Source organism: Streptomyces sp. NPDC027189 (assembly GCF_055566975.1).
On sequence record NZ_JBVHRI010000005.1, the window covers coordinates 529025 to 544587 of the forward strand.

The following is a 15563-nucleotide window of genomic DNA, read 5'->3' on the forward strand; positions in this document are numbered from 1 at the left end:
ACGAGCCTCCCGCCGAACCGAACGCTCCGGGACGACCGTGCGTACCTCCTTATGTCCATCGAACGGTGGACACGAGGGCGCGTGCGGCACAATGGCCCTGCCCGAAGGCCCCTTCGAAGCTACGGAAACGGCGTGATGAGCAAGACGACAGTCAAGGACGTCCCGACCGACCAGGAACGCGTCGCCGCTCCCCGGACGGTCGGCGGCAGCCGTGCCCTCGCCCTGCTGCTGGTGATCACGGGTGCGGCCGGTCTCCTTGCCGCGTGGGTCATCACGATCGACAAGTTCAAGCTGCTGGAGAACCCGAACTTCGTGCCCGGGTGCAGCCTGAACCCGGTCGTCTCCTGCGGCAACATCATGAAGAGCGACCAGGCCTCGGCCTTCGGGTTCCCCAACCCCATGCTGGGCCTGGTGGCCTACGGCATCGTCATCTGCGTCGGCATGAGCCTGCTCGCCCGGGCCACCTTCCCGCGCTGGTACTGGCTGACCTTCAACTTCGGCACACTCTTCGGCGTCGGATTCTGCACCTGGCTGCAGTTCCAGTCGCTGTACCGCATCAACTCGCTGTGCCTGTGGTGCTCCCTCGCCTGGGTCGCCACGATCATCATGTTCTGGTACGTGACCTCGTCCAACATCCGCAACAACTTCCTGCCCGCCCCGCGCTGGCTGAAGAGCTTCTTCGGCGAGTTCACCTGGGTCCTGCCGGTGCTGCACATCGGGATCATCGGGATGCTGATCCTGACCCGCTGGTGGGACTTCTGGACCAGCTGAGCCTCCCTGTTCTCCCGGGCCCGGCGGCGTTGTCAGTGGCGTGACATAGGGTTTTGCACGTGGAGCCCGACCTGTTCACCGCCGCAGCAGAAGAACGCCAGGAGAAGGACCCGTCCGCCAGTCCCCTGGCGGTACGGATGCGCCCGCGCACCCTCGACGAAGTCGTGGGCCAGCAGCATCTGCTGAAGCCGGGATCGCCCCTGCGCAGACTCGTCGGCGAGGGGAACGGCGGCCCGGCCGGACCGTCCTCGGTGATCCTCTGGGGCCCGCCCGGCACCGGCAAGACGACCCTCGCCTATGTGGTGTCCAAGGCCACCAACAAGCGCTTCGTGGAGCTGTCGGCGATCACCGCGGGCGTCAAGGAAGTACGCGCGGTGATCGACGGAGCACGCCGTGCCACCGGAGGCTTCGGCAAGGAGACCGTCCTCTTCCTCGACGAGATCCACCGCTTCAGCAAGGCCCAGCAGGACTCCCTGCTGCCCGCGGTCGAGAACCGCTGGGTGACCCTGATCGCGGCGACCACCGAGAACCCGTACTTCTCGGTGATCTCCCCACTGCTCTCCCGCTCCCTCCTGCTCACCCTCGAACCGCTCACGGACGAGGACCTGCGCGGCCTCGTCAAGCGCGCGCTCACCGACGAGCGCGGCCTCAAGGACGCCGTCGCGCTTCCCGAGGACACCGAGGAGCACCTGCTGCGGATCGCCGGCGGGGACGCCCGCCGCGCCCTGACCGCCCTGGAGGCCGCGGCCGGCGCCGCGCTCGACAAGGGCGAGACGGAGATCAGCCTCCAGACCCTGGAGGAGACCGTCGACCGCGCCGCCGTGAAGTACGACCGCGACGGCGACCAGCACTACGACGTGGCGAGCGCGCTCATCAAGTCCATCCGCGGCTCGGACGTGGACGCGGCACTGCACTACCTGGCCCGGATGATCGAGGCCGGTGAGGACCCCCGTTTCATCGCCCGTCGCCTGATGATCTCCGCCAGCGAGGACATCGGCCTCGCCGATCCGAACGCGCTGCCCATAGCGGTGGCCGCCGCCCAGGCCGTCGCCATGATCGGCTTCCCCGAGGCCGCGCTCACCCTCAGCCATGCCACCATCGCCCTCGCACTGGCCCCCAAGTCCAATGCCGCGACGATGGCGATCGGCGCCGCCATGGAGGACGTACGCAAGGGACACGCGGGACCCGTGCCGCTCCATCTGCGCGACGGGCACTACAAGGGCGCGGCCAAACTGGGGCACGCCCAGGGGTACGTGTATCCGCACGACCTGCCCGAAGGCATCGCCGCCCAGCAGTACGCCCCGGAGGAGCTCAAGGACCGCGAGTACTACACGCCGACCCGGCACGGCGCCGAGGCACGGTACGCGGACGCGGTGGAGTGGACCAGGAAGCACCTCGGCCGGGGAAAGCCCTGATGGCTCCGGGCAGGGTCGCCGATGGCCTCTGGTCGAAAGCGCTCCTGATCCCCCTGTAGGATGACCAGAAGCGCTGCGTCCCGTGTCCGGCTCCGGTCGGCACCACCAGAACGGGACATCCAGCCGGAGCCCCTGCCTCCACGGAGGGATTCCAGGAGCGTCGCGCACCGTCGAAGGTGTCGCGGGCAGCCCACCACCACCCGGTCTTCCGGAACGGTCGGTGGGCCACTCGCGTGCTGCACGTATGTGCCCAGACCAGGGAGCGGCTGCCCAGCAGGTCCGTAAGGGCCCGCGGGGTTTCCCAGGCTGCGGATTGCGACCTCCCTTAACTCTGGTGAGCCGAAATCAAGGAAAGAGAAAAAGTGGCGAATCAGTCCCGCCCCAAGGTCAAGAAGTCGCGTGCCCTCGGTATCGCGCTGACCCCGAAGGCCGTCAAGTACTTCGAGGCCCGCCCCTACCCGCCGGGTGAGCACGGCCGTGGCCGCAAGCAGAACTCGGACTACAAGGTCCGTCTGCTCGAGAAGCAGCGTCTGCGCGCGCAGTACGACGTGTCCGAGCGCCAGCTCGTCCGCGCCTACGAGCGTGCCTCCAAGGTCCAGGGCAAGACCGGTGAGGCCCTGATCATCGAGCTGGAGCGTCGTCTCGACGCGCTGGTCCTGCGTTCGGGCATCGCCCGCACGATCTACCAGGCCCGCCAGATGGTCGTTCACGGCCACATCGAGGTCAACGGTCAGAAGGTCGACAAGCCGTCCTTCCGCGTCAAGCCCGACGACGTCGTGATGGTCCGCGAGCGCAGCCGCGAGAAGACCCTGTTCCAGGTTTCCCGCGAGGGCGGCTTCGCCCCCGACGGCGAGACCCCGCGCTACCTCCAGGTGAACCTCCGCGCCCTGGCCTTCCGCCTGGACCGTGAGCCGAACCGCAAGGAGATCCCGGTGATCTGCGACGAGCAGCTCGTCGTCGAGTACTACGCCCGCTGATCCTCCAGCGGACGTAGCACCACCTGCGCGTCAGCCCGTCGTCTCCCCGCCCTTCGAGGTGGGGGAGACGACGGGTTCTCGCTTTTCCGGGGGAACGCTGCGCGGCGAGGGCACCGCACCGAGCGTGCGCCCGCCGCGGGCCGGCCCCAACGCCCGGGCCACCGCCGCCTCCTGCCCGAGCCGCGTTCCCGCGCCGACGCACTCCGCGTACCGCTCGTCGCCCATCCGCTCCCGGGCCATGGCCTCGCACCGCTCGTGCGGCGCGTTGTAGTACGCCGAGCCGAACAGCGGCAGACCCACCGACGGCCACATCCGGGACGCGGCCCCCTGCAGCACCGCGGCCTCGGCCGGATCGCCCTCCACCGCCGTGACCAGCGCGAGCAGCTCCACCGAGAGGACCGTGCCGAGCAGATCGTGAAAGGTGTGCGAGATGCCGAGGCACTCCTCCAGGAGGTCCCGGGTCCGCGCCGTATCCCCCTCGGCCAAGGCCTCGTACGCCAGGACGTACAGCGCATACGCCAGCGCCCAGCGCTCTCCGTGGTCCTCGCAGACCCGGCGGACGTCCTCGCACAGCCTCACCGCGCCCCGCAGATCGCCCTGGAACGCCAGGGTCATCGCCAGCTCGACCTGGCCCATCAGCACATTGCTGTTGAGCTCGCCGATCTCGTGATAGCGGTCCAGCGCCGAGCGCAGCAAGGACTCGGCACGCGTCATGTCGTCCGTGACCAGCGCGAGACAGCCGGTGCGGTGCTCCGCGTACGCCACGGCGGTCGTGTTGCCCCTGCGTTCCGCCTCCTCGCGGCACTCCAGAAGCGCGGACAGCGCGGGCACCGTGTCGCCCTGGAGAACCGCCACATAGCCGAGCACCCACAACGCCTTCAGCCGCGACTTTTCCTGCGTCCCGTCCTTCGCGCACAGCTCGAGGCTGCGCTCCAGCCAATGCCGGCCCTCGGACAGCCGACCGCAGCCGACCCAGTAGAACCACAGGCTGCCGGCCAGGTACTGGCCCAGATGGACCTCGCCCGGCTCGGTCAGACAGTGCTCCAGCGCGCGGCGCAGATTCGGCAGCTCCGTGTCGACGCGCGTGGCGACCTCGCCCTGCCGCGGCGAGAACCAGTCCAGCTCGCACCAGGTGGCCAGGCCCATGTACCAGTCGCGATGACGGCGGCGCAGCCGGTCCGCGTCGCCCGTCGCCTCCAGCCAGTCCGCCCCATAGGCCCGGACCGTGTCCAGCATCCGGTAGCGCACGCCCGCCGCCGTCTCCTCGCGGGACAGCACCGACTGCGCGAGCAGTTCGCCCAGCACGTCGAGGACGTCGTCGGAGTGCAGCCCGCCCCCACTGCACACGTACTCGGCGGCCTCCAGGTCGAACGGCCCGGCGAACACCGAGAGCCGCGCCCACAGCAGCCGCTCCTCGGGCGTGCAGAGCTCGTGGCTCCAGCCGATCGCCGTACGCAAGGTCCGGTGTCGTGGCAGCGCGTCACGCGCGCCGCCGGTCAGCAGCCGGAACCGGTCCTTCAGCCGGGACAGCAGTTGCGCGGGGGAGAGGGTGCTCAGCCGCCCCGCCGCCAGTTCGACCGCGAGCGGGATCCCGTCCAGGCGCCGACACAGCTCCCCTACGTCGGACCGGTTGCCCTCGTGCAGGGCGAACCCGGGGACCCGGGCCGCCGCCCGCTCCTCGAAGAGCTGCGCCGCCTCCGGCTCGGACAGCGGCGCCAGCGGGAACAGCCGCTCGCCAGCGACCTCCAGTGGTCTGCGCCCCACGGCCAGCACGCGAAGCCCGGGCGCGCTGCGCAGCAGCTCGCCCACGAGCGAGGCGCACACGTCCGCCAGATGCTCGAACCCGTCCAGGACGAGGAGGAGTTGACGCTCGGCGAGATGGTCGAGCAGGACCTGGCGCGGCGGCCGCGGCGTCTGATCCGTCAGACCGAGGGCCTCGACGGCCGCGTACTCGACGAGGTCCGGATCGCGCACCGCGGACAGTTCCACGCGCCACGCCCCGTCGCGCGCGTCCGTCCGCGCCGCGGCGTGCGCCGCCATCCGCGACTTGCCCACGCCGCCCATGCCCGTCACGGTCACCAGGCGAGCCGTCTCCAGTGCCCCGGTCAGCCGCGCGAGTTCGGCCGAGCGCCCCACGAACGCGTCGAGTTCCAAGGGCAGATTGCCGGGCGCCGCAGGGGCGGAGCGCTGAGAACCTCGCATGGGATACGGAGCGTACTGGCCCGTAAGCGGTCCGTACCATCACTTCGCGCAACTCGGCTGCGAGCAGCCGTTAATGCGGTACGGAGCCGCGGCCCCGGCGCGATAGGCTCGGGGGACGACTTTTCGATGTTCAGGCACGCATGAGGGAGCGGGTGCACAGTGTCCGGTGGAGAGGTGGCCGGGATCCTGGTGGCCGTCTTCTGGGCGATCCTGGTCTCCTTCCTCGCCGTCGCGCTGGCGAGGCTGGCCCAGACGCTCAGGGCGACCACCAAGCTCGTCGCGGACGTGACCGACCAGGCCGTCCCGCTGCTCGCCGACGCCTCCGCGGCCGTGCGCTCCGCACAGACGCAGATCGAGCGGGTCGACGCCATCGCCTCGGACGTCCAGGAGGTCACGTCGAACGCGTCGGCGTTGTCGTCCACCGTCGCCTCCACCTTCGGCGGCCCCCTGGTGAAGGTCGCGGCGTTCGGCTACGGCGTGCGCCGGGCCATCGGAGGCCGTCGTGAGAATGTGCCCGACAAGGCGTCCCGGCGTACCGTGATCGTGGGCCGCACCGTCCCGTCCGCGCGACGGGGAAAGCGGAAGAAGGACTGACGCAGCGATGTTCCGCCGTACGTTCTGGTTCACCGCCGGCGCAGCCGCGGGTGTGTGGGCCACCACCAAGGTCAACCGCAAGCTCAAGCAGCTGACCCCCGAAAGCCTCGCGGCACAGGCCGCGAACAAGGCGATCGAGGCAGGCCACCGGCTCAAGGACTTCGCGCTCGACGTCCGCGACGGCATGGCCCAGCGGGAGGCCGAACTCGACGAGGCGCTCGGGCTCAACACCCATCCCGAACTGCCCGCCCCCCGGCGCGTCGCCGCCATCGAGAACAGCGACCACCCGAAGTACAGCAAGAACCCGACGTATGTCGAGAGGTCGACGTACTCGTACAACCGGAATGAGGACCACTGATGGAGTCGGCTGAAATCCGCCGCCGCTGGTTGAGCTTCTACGAGGAGCGCGGTCACACCGTCGTCCCTTCGGCGTCGCTCATCGCGGACGACCCGACTCTGCTCCTGGTCCCCGCCGGCATGGTCCCCTTCAAGCCGTACTTCCTCGGCGAGGTCAAGCCGCCGTGGTCGCGTGCCACCAGTGTCCAGAAGTGCGTGCGCACGCCCGACATCGAAGAGGTCGGCAAGACCACCCGGCACGGCACGTTCTTCCAGATGTGCGGCAACTTCTCCTTCGGCGACTACTTCAAGGAAGGCGCCATCACCTACGCCTGGGAGCTGCTCACCACGCCCCAGGACAAGGGTGGTTACGGGCTCGACCCCGAACGCCTGTGGATCACGGTCTACCTGGAGGACGACGAGGCCGAGGCCATCTGGCGCGACAAGATCGGCGTCCCCGCCGAGCGCATCCAGCGCCTCGGCAAGAAGGACAACTACTGGTCCATGGGCGTCCCGGGCCCCTGCGGCCCGTGTTCCGAGATCAACTACGACCGCGGCCCGGAGTTCGGCGTCGAGGGCGGCCCGGCCGTCAACGACGAGCGGTACGTGGAGATCTGGAACCTGGTCTTCATGCAGTACGAGCGCGGCGAGGGCACCTCGAAGGAGGACTTCGAGATCCTCGGCGAGCTGCCCAGCAAGAACATCGACACCGGCCTCGGTATGGAACGCCTCGCCATGATTCTGCAGGGCGTGCAGAACATGTACGAGATCGACACCTCCATGGCCGTCATCAAGAAGGCCACCGAGCTGACGGGTGTCGAGTACGGCGCCGCCCACGACTCCGACGTCTCGCTGCGTGTGGTCACCGACCACATGCGTACGTCCGTCATGCTCATCGGCGACGGGGTGACCCCCGGCAACGAGGGCCGCGGCTACGTGCTGCGCCGCATCATGCGCCGCGCCATCCGCAACATGCGGCTGCTCGGCGCCACCGGTCCGGTCGTCAAGGACCTCATCGATGTCGTGATCGAGATGATGGGCCAGCAGTACCCGGAACTCGTCTCCGACCGCAAGCGCATCGAGACCGTGGCCCTCTCCGAGGAGGCCGCCTTCCTCAAGACGCTGAGGGCCGGCACGAACATCCTCGACTCGGCCATCACCGAGACCAAGGAGTCCGGCGGCACGGTCCTCGCCGGCGACAAGGCCTTCCTGCTCCACGACACCTGGGGCTTCCCGATCGACCTCACCCTCGAAATGGCCGCCGAACAGGGCCTTTCGGTGGACGAGGACGGCTTCAGGCGCCTGATGAAGCAGCAGCGGGACCAGGCCAAGGCCGACGCCCGGGCCAAGAAGACCGGCCACGCCGACCTCGGCGCCTACCGCCAGATCGCCGACGCCGCCGGCGAGACCGACTTCATCGGCTACGACCGCACCGAGGGCGAGTCGACGATCGTCGGCATCCTGGTCGACGGTGTCTCGTCGCCCGCCGCCACCGAGGGCGACGAGGTCGAGATCGTCCTCGACCGCACCCCGTTCTACGCCGAGGGCGGCGGTCAGATCGGCGACACCGGTCGCATCAAGGTGGACACCGGTGCCATCGTCGAGGTCCGCGACTGTCAGAAGCCGGTCCCGGGGGTGTACGTCCACAAGGGCGTCGTCCAGGTCGGCGAGGTCACCGTCGGCGCCAAGGCCCAGGCCTCCATCGACGAACGCCGTCGCAAGGCCATCGCCCGCGCCCACTCGGCCACGCACCTCACACACCAGGCCCTGCGCGACGCCCTCGGGCCGACGGCCGCCCAGGCCGGTTCGGAGAACCAGCCCGGCCGCTTCCGCTTCGACTTCGGCTCCCCGTCCGCCGTACCGACGACCGTGATGACCGACGTCGAGCAGCAGATCAACGAGGTGCTCGCCCGCGACCTGGACGTCCAGGCCGAGATCATGAGCATCGACGAGGCCAAGAAGCAGGGCGCCATCGCCGAGTTCGGCGAGAAGTACGGCGAGCGCGTCCGCGTCGTCACCATCGGCGACTTCTCCAAGGAGCTGTGCGGCGGCACGCACGTCCACAACACCGCCCAGCTGGGCCTGGTGAAGCTGCTCGGCGAGTCGTCGATCGGCTCCGGCGTCCGTCGCATCGAGGCCCTGGTCGGCGTCGACGCCTACAACTTCCTGGCCCGCGAGCACACGGTCGTCGCCCAGCTCCAGGAGCTGGTCAAGGGCCGTCCGGAGGAGCTCCCGGAGAAGATCTCCGCCATGCTCGGCAAGCTGAAGGACGCCGAGAAGGAGATCGAGAAGTTCCGAGCGGAGAAGGTCCTGCAGGCCGCCGCCGGTCTCGTCGAGTCCGCCAAGGACGTGCACGGCGTCGCCCTGGTCACCGGCCAGGTCCCCGACGGCACCACCGCCGACGACCTGCGCAAGCTGGTCCTCGACGTGCGCGGCCGCATCCAGGGCGGCCGGGCCGCTGTGGTCGCCCTGTTCACCGTGGCGGGCGGCAAGCCGCTGACGGTCATCGCCAGCAACGAGGCCGCCCGCGAGCGCGGCCTCAAGGCCGGTGACCTGGTCCGCACCGCCGCCAAGACCCTCGGCGGCGGCGGTGGCGGCAAGCCGGACGTCGCCCAGGGCGGCGGCCAGAACGCGGCCGCCATCGGCGAGGCCATCGACGCGGTCGAGCGCCTGGTCGCCGAGACGGCCAAGTAAGGCACAGGGACATGCGTAGAGGACGTCGTCTCGCCATCGATGTCGGGGACGCCCGCATCGGGGTCGCCTCGTGCGACCCCGACGGGATCCTCGCGACACCGGTGGAGACGGTCCCGGGGCGTGACATCCCGGCCGCCCATCGCCGGCTCAGGCAACTCGTCGAGGAGTACGAGCCGATCGAGGTCGTCGTCGGACTCCCTCGCTCCCTCAAGGGGGGCGAGGGCCCGGCCGCGGTCAAGGTCCGCGCCTTCGCCCAGGAGCTCGCCCGGGGGATCGCCCCCGTTCCGGTGCGGCTCATGGACGAGAGGATGACCACAGTGACGGCCAGTCAGGGCCTGCGCGCTTCGGGCGTGAAGTCCAAAAAGGGCAGGTCGGTGATCGACCAGGCGGCCGCCGTCATCATTCTGCAGCAGGCGCTGGAATCCGAACGGGTGTCAGGTACGTCTCCCGGCGAGGGCGTCGAAGTCACCGCCTGATTCTCGTGATTGGCCTTCATCTCAGAAAGAATGCCCTTAGCGTGTGAGATGTGAAGACCAAGCATGTACGGCGGGCTTTCAAGTTCCGCTTCTACCCGACTGATGCGCAGGCGGCACAGCTGTCACGCACCTTCGGGTGCGTGCGCAAGGTCTACAACCTGGCTCTTCAGGAGCGCACTGAGGCCTGGTATCAGAGGCAAGAGCGAGTCAACTACGTTCAGACGTCAGCCATGCTGACCGAGTGGAAGAAGTCCGAGGAGTACGCGTATCTCGCAGCCGTCTCGTCCGTTCCGCTCCAGCAGACGCTTCGTCACCTTCAGACAGCCTTCGTCAACTTCTGGGAGGGCCGGGCGAAGTACCCCCGCTTCAAGGTGAAGAAGAGGTCGCGTGCGTCTGCGGAGTACACGCGCTCGGCGTTTCGATGGCGGGATGGCCGATTGACCCTGGCCATGATGGACCAACCCCTCAACATCACCTGGTCCAGGCTATTGCCCGATGGGGCCGAGCCATCGAGTGTGACCGTTTCACGGGATCCGTCAGGACGATGGTTTGTTTCGCTCCTGGTCGAGGATCCAACCGTCCAGCCGTTGACGGACTCGGCGCATGAGGCGGTCGCCTTAGATGCTGGCCTGACGTCGCTGGTGACGCTCTCTACCGGGGAGAAGGTCACCAACCCAAAGCACGAACGTCGTGATCGTGGGCGCCTGGCGCGAGCGCAACGTGGCATGGCGCGCAAGGAGAAAGGCTCCAAGAACTGGGAGAAGGCGCGCAGGAGCGTAGCTAAGATCCACGCCCGTATTACCGACCGTCGGAAAGATCATCTCCACAAGCTGACGACTCGACTCGTTCGTGAGAACCAAGCGATCGTGATCGAGGACCTCAATGTGCGCGGCATGCTGAAGAACCGCTCGCTGGCACGAGCGATCTCAGACGCAGCGTGGACTGAGCTGCGGCGCATGTTGGAGTACAAGTGCAACTGGTACGGGCGCCAGCTGGTGGTTGTAGACCAGTGGTACCCGTCGAGCAAGACTTGCTCAACATGCGGGCACCACCTGGGGAAGCTTCCCCTGAATGTGCGCGAGTGGACATGTCCCGCGTGCAGCACCCGCCACGACAGGGACGTGAACGGGGCGAAGAACCTTCTGGCCGTCGGGCAGGCGGTCACAGCCTGTGGAGCTGGTGTAAGACCTCAACGGGATGCTTCTCGGACGGGGCTGTCGGCTGTGAAGCAGGAAGCCAAGCAGGCGACTGCTGGACACTCCGGACCGGAGAAATGAATGTCAACTGATCGCGATACGGTAACGTTCCGCGCGACGTGGCAGTGTTCGAACAGCTGCCGCACAGCAGGAGAGGCGAAGTAGGATGCCGGGCCACGGGCGCTCAGCACCCACCGCCTCGCGGCTCGTAGGGGATCGATGACTGAGTATGGCCGGGGCGCAGGCTCCGAACCGTGGCATCCGGAGGACCCGTTGTACGGGGACGGCGGATGGGGAGGACAGGCTGCCGACGGCCAGTCCCCCTACGGCGGCCAGCCGCAGCACTATCCGCAGCAGCCGCAGCCGCAGCCGCAGCAGCCGCAACAGCAGCAGGCGCAGTACGGCGACTGGGGTCCGGGCCCTCAGGGCGCCTACGGCCACGACCAGCAGCAGTTCCCTACGCAGGGACACCCGCAGTACGCGGACCAGGTGCAGCACCAGCACAACGGCCAAGCGCAGCAGCAGTACGTCGACCAGGGGCAACAGCAGTACGGCGGGCAGGGACAGCAGCAGTACAGCGACGGCGGCTGGAGCACGGGGACGCACCCGCACGTCCCGTACGCCGCCGATCCGGCCGACCCCTACGCGAGCCAGTACAACGGGGAGCAGCCCGACTTCTACGGCACCCCCGACGCCTACCCGCCGCCGGAGCCGCCGGCTCGTCGGCGCGCCGAACCCGAGCCGCAGACGGACTGGGATCCGGGTCCCGACCAGGGCGAACACGCCTTCTTCGCCGGTCGTGGCGACGATGACGACGACTTCGACGGCGACGATCCGAAGGGCGGCCGTGCCCGCGGTGACCGGAAGGGGCGGAGCGGCGGCAAGGGCAAGAAGCGCCGTAGCGGCTGTGCTTGCCTGGTGGTCGCCCTGGTCTTCGGTGGCGGGCTCGCCGGCGTCGGGTTTTACGGCTACCAGTTCTACCAAGACCGTTTCGGGCCAACGCCGGACTATGTGGGGGAGGGCGCCGGGCAGGTGACCGTCACCATCCCCAAGGGTGCGGGCGGTTCTGACATCGGCCGACTGCTCAAAGAGAACGGTGTCGTCAAGAGCATCGACGCTTTTGTTGCGGCCCAAGGGCGGAATCCCCAGGGTAAATTCATTCAGGCGGGCACCTACACGCTGAAGAAGGAAATGTCGGCGGAAAACGCCGTGGCGTTGATGCTCAGCAACGAGAGCCATAATAACCTGATCATCGCTGAAGGAACGCGCAATACCGAGATCTACAAGATGATCGACAGTCGTCTCGGGCTCAAATCGGGCACGACCAATGACGTAGCCGAGAAGGAATGGCGGGCTCTCGGTCTCCCTGACTGGGCCAATACGAGCAAGGACATCAAAGACCCGCTGGAAGGATTCCTCTATCCGTCCAGTTATCCGGTGTCCAAGGGCATGAAGCCCAAGGACGTCCTGAAGCAGATGGTCGACATGGCGAATGAGAAGTACGCCGGTTTCGGGCTTCAGGCCAAGGCCAAGGGACTGAACCTGAAGGACCCGCTGCAGCTGCTGACGGTGGCGAGCCTCGTTCAAAAGGAAGGCAAGTACAAGCACGACTTCGAAAGGGTCGCAAGGGTCGTCTACAACCGACTGAAGCCGGACAATACTGAGACCTATGGCCTGCTCGACTTCGACTCGACGGTGAACTACCTGAGGGGCGAATCGAAGTTGGCCACCGGATCGGTGGACGCTCTGCGGAAGATCAACGACCCGTACAACACCTACAAGATCAAGGGTCTGCCCCCTGGGCCGATCAGCAATCCTGGTGACGAGGCGATTGAGGCTGCTCTCAAGCCCGCCGAGGGAAACTGGTATTACTTCGTCTCGGTGAGCGAGGACAAGACGCTCTTCGCTGAGACGAACGAGGAGCAGAACCGCAATCGTGAGAAGTACCTCGAAGAACAGAACGGCCAGTGAGGGGTAACCGACAGCAGGCGCCGAGCTGGCGTACTCGGTTCGATCGCCAACTTTCTGATTTCCTGTGCTGTACCGAGCCGCGTACAAGGAACTGCGTCTCGGCGATTGGTTGTACGACCGCAGCGGGTGGACGAGACCTCTAAAGATCACGGTACGGGCGCCACGAGTTCAAGCTTGTTTATGCTTGCCTGGAAGAGGCGGCGGATCGTTTCGTGATTCCCCTGCGTATGAATGAGGGGTTTGATGAGCAGGCGCTCGTTCATCTGCAGGAGGAGATCGATCGCTGCGGGACGGCGTGGCAGGGAGGAACCCATGTACCGAAGGGTGCGGCGTTGAGGTTCCCCCGCTGCGCGGGAGGTGCTGACTAGCCTTGCGCTTTCACGTGGGCCAGCGTCCGAGGTGTGATCGAAAACGAGAGAAGTGCTCTTGACCTGCAACGATAGGGCTTGTCGACGGTCCTGTCGGTTGCGAGGAAAGAAGCACTTCCCAGGTGAAGAAGCGTATCGGGTCCTATCCGCGTGTCCGCGTCGAGGGCGGTGGCCGTGGAGTGGTCAGCCAGGCGGGTGGCGTGCTGCTGATGGAGACCGTCCGCAAGACCGGGCTGGATCAGGCGATATCGACCGCGCTGGCGCCCTGGCGCAAGCCGCGGACAGTGCACGACCCGGGCAAGATTCTGCTGATCTTGGCCCTGGCGGTCGCGCTGGGTGGGGGCTGCCTCGCGGACGTCGGTGTGCTGCGGGCCGAGCCGGGCGTGTTCGGGCCGGTGGCCTCCGACCCGACGGTCTCCCGCCTCGTCGACGCCCTGGCCTCGGCTGGGCCGAAGGCCCTTGAGGCGATCAGGACGGCACGGGCTGAAGTCCGTGAGCAGGTGTGGAAGTTGGCTGGCCCGTCGGCTCCGGACGCGGGCGGACAGCTGATCGTGGACCTCGACGGAGTGCTCGTCATCGCTCACTCCGGCAAGCAGGACGCCCCCGCGACCTGGAAGAAGACCTTCGGGCACCACCCGCTGATGGGCTTCGTCGACCATGGCCCAGCGGCAGCGGGGAGCCGGTCGCCGGTCTGCTGCGGCCGGGCAACGCGGGCAGCAATACCGCCGCCGACCACATCGACGCCGCGAAGCTGGCCCTGGCCCAGCTGCCCAAGAAGTATCGACGCGGGCGACAGACACTGATCCGTACCGACTCCGGCGGCGGCACCCACGAGTTCGTTGCCTGGCTGGCCCGGCGCGGCCGGTGGCTGTCGTACTCGGTCGGCATGACCATCACCGACGCCATCCACGCCGCAGTGCTCCGCATCCCGGCCACCGCCTGGACGGTCGCGGTCGAGCCGGGCGGCGAGATCCGCGACGGAGCCTGGGTGGCCGAACTCGACGGCGGCTGCCTCAAGGGCTGGCCAGCGGGGATGCGGCTGATCGTGCGCAAGGAACGGCCGCATCCAGGCGCCCAGTTGCGCTTCAGCGACGCCGACGGGATGCGACTGACCTGCTTCGCCACCAACACCCAGGACCTGCCGATCGCCGCACTCGAACTGCGCCACCGCCAGCGCGCCAGAGCCGAGGACCGCATCCGAGCCGCCCGCGCCACCGGCCTGCGCAACCTCCCCCTCCATGACACGGCTCAGAACCGGATCTGGCTGGAGATCGTCCAGATCGCCCTCGACCTGCTGGCCTGGATGCCGATGCTCGCCCTGACCGGCAAGCCCCGGTTGTGGGAGCCCCGCCGGCTCCGCCTGCGGCTGTTCTCCACCGCCGCTCAGCTCGCCACCACCGGCCGCCGCCGCTACCTCCGCCTCGCCCACCACTGGCCCTGGACCCACCTGATCACGGAAGCCCGGGCCCGGCTCGACACCCTCCCTGACCCCGGCTGACCAGCACTTTCCCGTCCCTACGAGCAGCACCACCCCGCCGGAGCCGTGGAACCCGGCGCCCACCCGACGCGACAGCCGGGCCCCCTGCCCATCACCAGCCCGACAAGCCGAAACGGCCCGCCAGTTGAACTGACGAGCCGTCACGAAATGCCGAGGCTAGTCGCTCCGGATTCCACACTCTCGATTCAGCAGCCCCTGGTCTGCTTTCGAGCCAAAGACTCAGCGCACACGACCGCAGCCATTATCGAAGAAGCGAAGTAGATCGCGCGCGCCCGGGGGCGAGTTTACTTCTGTAGCGGGATGATCCTTTAGCTACAGTAACCGGTATAAAAGATAGAAGACGGTCCGCCGTAGAAACCGGCGGACCGTCAAGTGTGCTGCATTAGGTGCGGTCGGACCTGCCATTGCAGGTGCTCGTCCAGATGTCCCTGGCGCCATATTCGCCAATACAGGCTTCGAAGTAGATGGAGGTATTTTCCGCTATGATGCTCTCGTCCAACTTCACGCAAGTGTGAGCCCCGTTTGGGTTCCACTCGGTGGTGTAGTAGGAGCCGTTGACCCAAAGTCTAAGCACCGCGGAGTGGCCGTCCGCTTTTTCGTCGCAGATGCTGAACTCGTCTCCCAGTGACTTAAAGCCAACGTATGCTCCTCCTTCTGTCGAATAGGTGACGCCGTCGGCGTGGGCTGGTACTGCTGCCAGACCGACGGCAGCGAGCCCCATGGCTGCAATGGATCCAAGGCGGGCGATCCTCATACTTTGTCCTCCTGTGTTTGGATATAGAACATCAAGGTTGCCTGTCACCTGTCAGGTGATCATTTTCGGGGGGGGTGCCTCTATGTCTTTCGTCAAGCGAGGCGTGGGGTTCTGGGTTCGTAGAAGGTGCCGTCGCGGAGCATCGCGAACAGCACGCTGATGCGGTGTCGGGCCAGGCGGAGAAGAGCCTGTGTGTGGGTCTTCCCGCGGGCCCGACATCGGTCGTAGTAGGAACGGGAGGCGGGATCGTGCAGGGCGGCGAACGCGGACAGGAACATCGCGCGCTTGAGCTGCCGGTTGCCGCCTCTGGG

General features: G+C 67.5%; 12 protein-coding genes and 2 pseudogenes. 10 read left to right on the forward strand and 4 right to left on the reverse strand.

Going from position 1 to position 15563, the window contains the following annotated elements; all coding sequences use genetic code 11:
* Positions 1-135: 135 nt before the first annotated feature.
* The 3 genes from ACZ4RZ_RS16065 to rpsD all read left to right on the forward strand — a co-directional run bounded on the left by ACZ4RZ_RS16065 (position 136) and on the right by rpsD (position 3163).
* On the forward strand, positions 136-771 hold the full coding sequence (locus tag ACZ4RZ_RS16065; protein ID WP_467745036.1) for a vitamin K epoxide reductase family protein: 636 nt from the start codon (positions 136-138) through the stop codon (positions 769-771).
* 59 nt (positions 772-830) lie between these two features.
* Entirely contained in the window at positions 831-2186 is a 1356-nt protein-coding gene (locus ACZ4RZ_RS16070) for a replication-associated recombination protein A (RefSeq protein ID WP_467745038.1), read from the forward strand.
* A 362-nt stretch (positions 2187-2548) separates the two neighbouring features.
* Positions 2549-3163: a 30S ribosomal protein S4 gene (gene rpsD, locus ACZ4RZ_RS16075; RefSeq protein WP_369245232.1), complete on the forward strand. Its 615-nt coding sequence runs from the start codon at positions 2549-2551 to the stop codon at positions 3161-3163.
* 30 nt (positions 3164-3193) lie between these two features.
* Here the strand turns inward: rpsD and ACZ4RZ_RS16080 are convergent, their stop codons facing one another.
* Positions 3194-5365, reverse strand: a complete 2172-nt coding sequence (locus tag ACZ4RZ_RS16080; protein WP_467745040.1) for an ATP-binding protein — start codon at positions 5363-5365, stop codon at positions 3194-3196.
* Between the two features lie 159 nt (positions 5366-5524).
* Here ACZ4RZ_RS16080 and ACZ4RZ_RS16085 point away from each other — a divergent pair, with 159 nt between their 5' ends.
* From ACZ4RZ_RS16085 to mltG, 6 genes are all read left to right on the forward strand, one after another.
* On the forward strand, positions 5525-5959 hold the full coding sequence (locus tag ACZ4RZ_RS16085) for a DUF948 domain-containing protein (protein WP_189188020.1): 435 nt from the start codon (positions 5525-5527) through the stop codon (positions 5957-5959).
* A 7-nt stretch (positions 5960-5966) separates the two neighbouring features.
* Positions 5967-6317, forward strand: coding sequence for a DUF6167 family protein (locus ACZ4RZ_RS16090; RefSeq protein ID WP_467745041.1), 351 nt, complete (start codon positions 5967-5969; stop codon positions 6315-6317).
* Positions 6317-8989 (forward strand): alanine--tRNA ligase, encoded by a 2673-nt coding sequence (alaS, locus tag ACZ4RZ_RS16095; protein WP_467745043.1) that lies wholly within the window; start codon positions 6317-6319, stop codon positions 8987-8989. Before ACZ4RZ_RS16090 ends, alaS begins: the two co-directional genes overlap by 1 nt.
* 11 nt (positions 8990-9000) lie before the next feature.
* On the forward strand, positions 9001-9465 hold the full coding sequence (gene ruvX, locus ACZ4RZ_RS16100; protein ID WP_467745045.1) for a Holliday junction resolvase RuvX: 465 nt from the start codon (positions 9001-9003) through the stop codon (positions 9463-9465).
* A gap of 50 nt (positions 9466-9515) precedes the next feature.
* Positions 9516-10742 carry an RNA-guided endonuclease InsQ/TnpB family protein gene (locus tag ACZ4RZ_RS16105; RefSeq protein WP_467745046.1) on the forward strand — a complete coding sequence of 409 codons (1227 nt, stop codon included), beginning with the start codon at positions 9516-9518 and terminating at the stop codon, positions 10740-10742.
* Positions 10743-10880: 138 nt separating this feature from the next.
* Entirely contained in the window at positions 10881-12632 is a 1752-nt protein-coding gene (mltG, locus tag ACZ4RZ_RS16110; RefSeq protein ID WP_467745047.1) for an endolytic transglycosylase MltG, read from the forward strand.
* 146 nt (positions 12633-12778) lie between these two features.
* Here mltG and ACZ4RZ_RS16115 read toward each other — a convergent pair whose 3' ends face one another.
* Positions 12779-12946, reverse strand: a complete 168-nt coding sequence (locus ACZ4RZ_RS16115; protein WP_467745049.1) for a hypothetical protein — start codon at positions 12944-12946, stop codon at positions 12779-12781.
* A gap of 176 nt (positions 12947-13122) precedes the next feature.
* Between ACZ4RZ_RS16115 and ACZ4RZ_RS16120 the strand changes: the two are divergent.
* Positions 13123-14498 (forward strand): annotated as a pseudogene (locus ACZ4RZ_RS16120) (IS1380 family transposase).
* Positions 14499-14880: 382 nt separating this feature from the next.
* On the opposite strand, the gene ACZ4RZ_RS16125 reads toward ACZ4RZ_RS16120, so the two are convergent.
* The gene (locus ACZ4RZ_RS16125; protein ID WP_467745050.1) at positions 14881-15252 is read right to left on the reverse strand and encodes a hypothetical protein; all 372 of its coding nucleotides are present in this window, start codon (positions 15250-15252) and stop codon (positions 14881-14883) included.
* A 92-nt stretch (positions 15253-15344) separates the two neighbouring features.
* Positions 15345-15563, reverse strand: a pseudogene (locus tag ACZ4RZ_RS16130) (IS110 family transposase); the annotation flags it as partial.

Excerpts from the sequence above, each read along its gene's own strand:
- ACZ4RZ_RS16090 (WP_467745041.1), top strand. The coding sequence starts at position 5,967 with ATGTTCCGCCGTACGTTCTGGTTCACCGCCGGCGCAGCCGCGGGTGTG.
- alaS (WP_467745043.1), top strand. The coding sequence starts at position 6,317 with ATGGAGTCGGCTGAAATCCGCCGCCGCTGGTTGAGCTTCTACGAGGAG.
- ACZ4RZ_RS16125 (WP_467745050.1), bottom strand. The coding sequence starts at position 15,252 with ATGAGGATCGCCCGCCTTGGATCCATTGCAGCCATGGGGCTCGCTGCC.
- ACZ4RZ_RS16080 (WP_467745040.1), bottom strand. The coding sequence starts at position 5,365 with ATGCGAGGTTCTCAGCGCTCCGCCCCTGCGGCGCCCGGCAATCTGCCC.
- ruvX (WP_467745045.1), top strand. The coding sequence starts at position 9,001 with ATGCGTAGAGGACGTCGTCTCGCCATCGATGTCGGGGACGCCCGCATC.
- mltG (WP_467745047.1), top strand. The coding sequence starts at position 10,881 with ATGACTGAGTATGGCCGGGGCGCAGGCTCCGAACCGTGGCATCCGGAG.
- ACZ4RZ_RS16065 (WP_467745036.1), top strand. The coding sequence starts at position 136 with ATGAGCAAGACGACAGTCAAGGACGTCCCGACCGACCAGGAACGCGTC.
- ACZ4RZ_RS16115 (WP_467745049.1), bottom strand. The coding sequence starts at position 12,946 with ATGGGTTCCTCCCTGCCACGCCGTCCCGCAGCGATCGATCTCCTCCTG.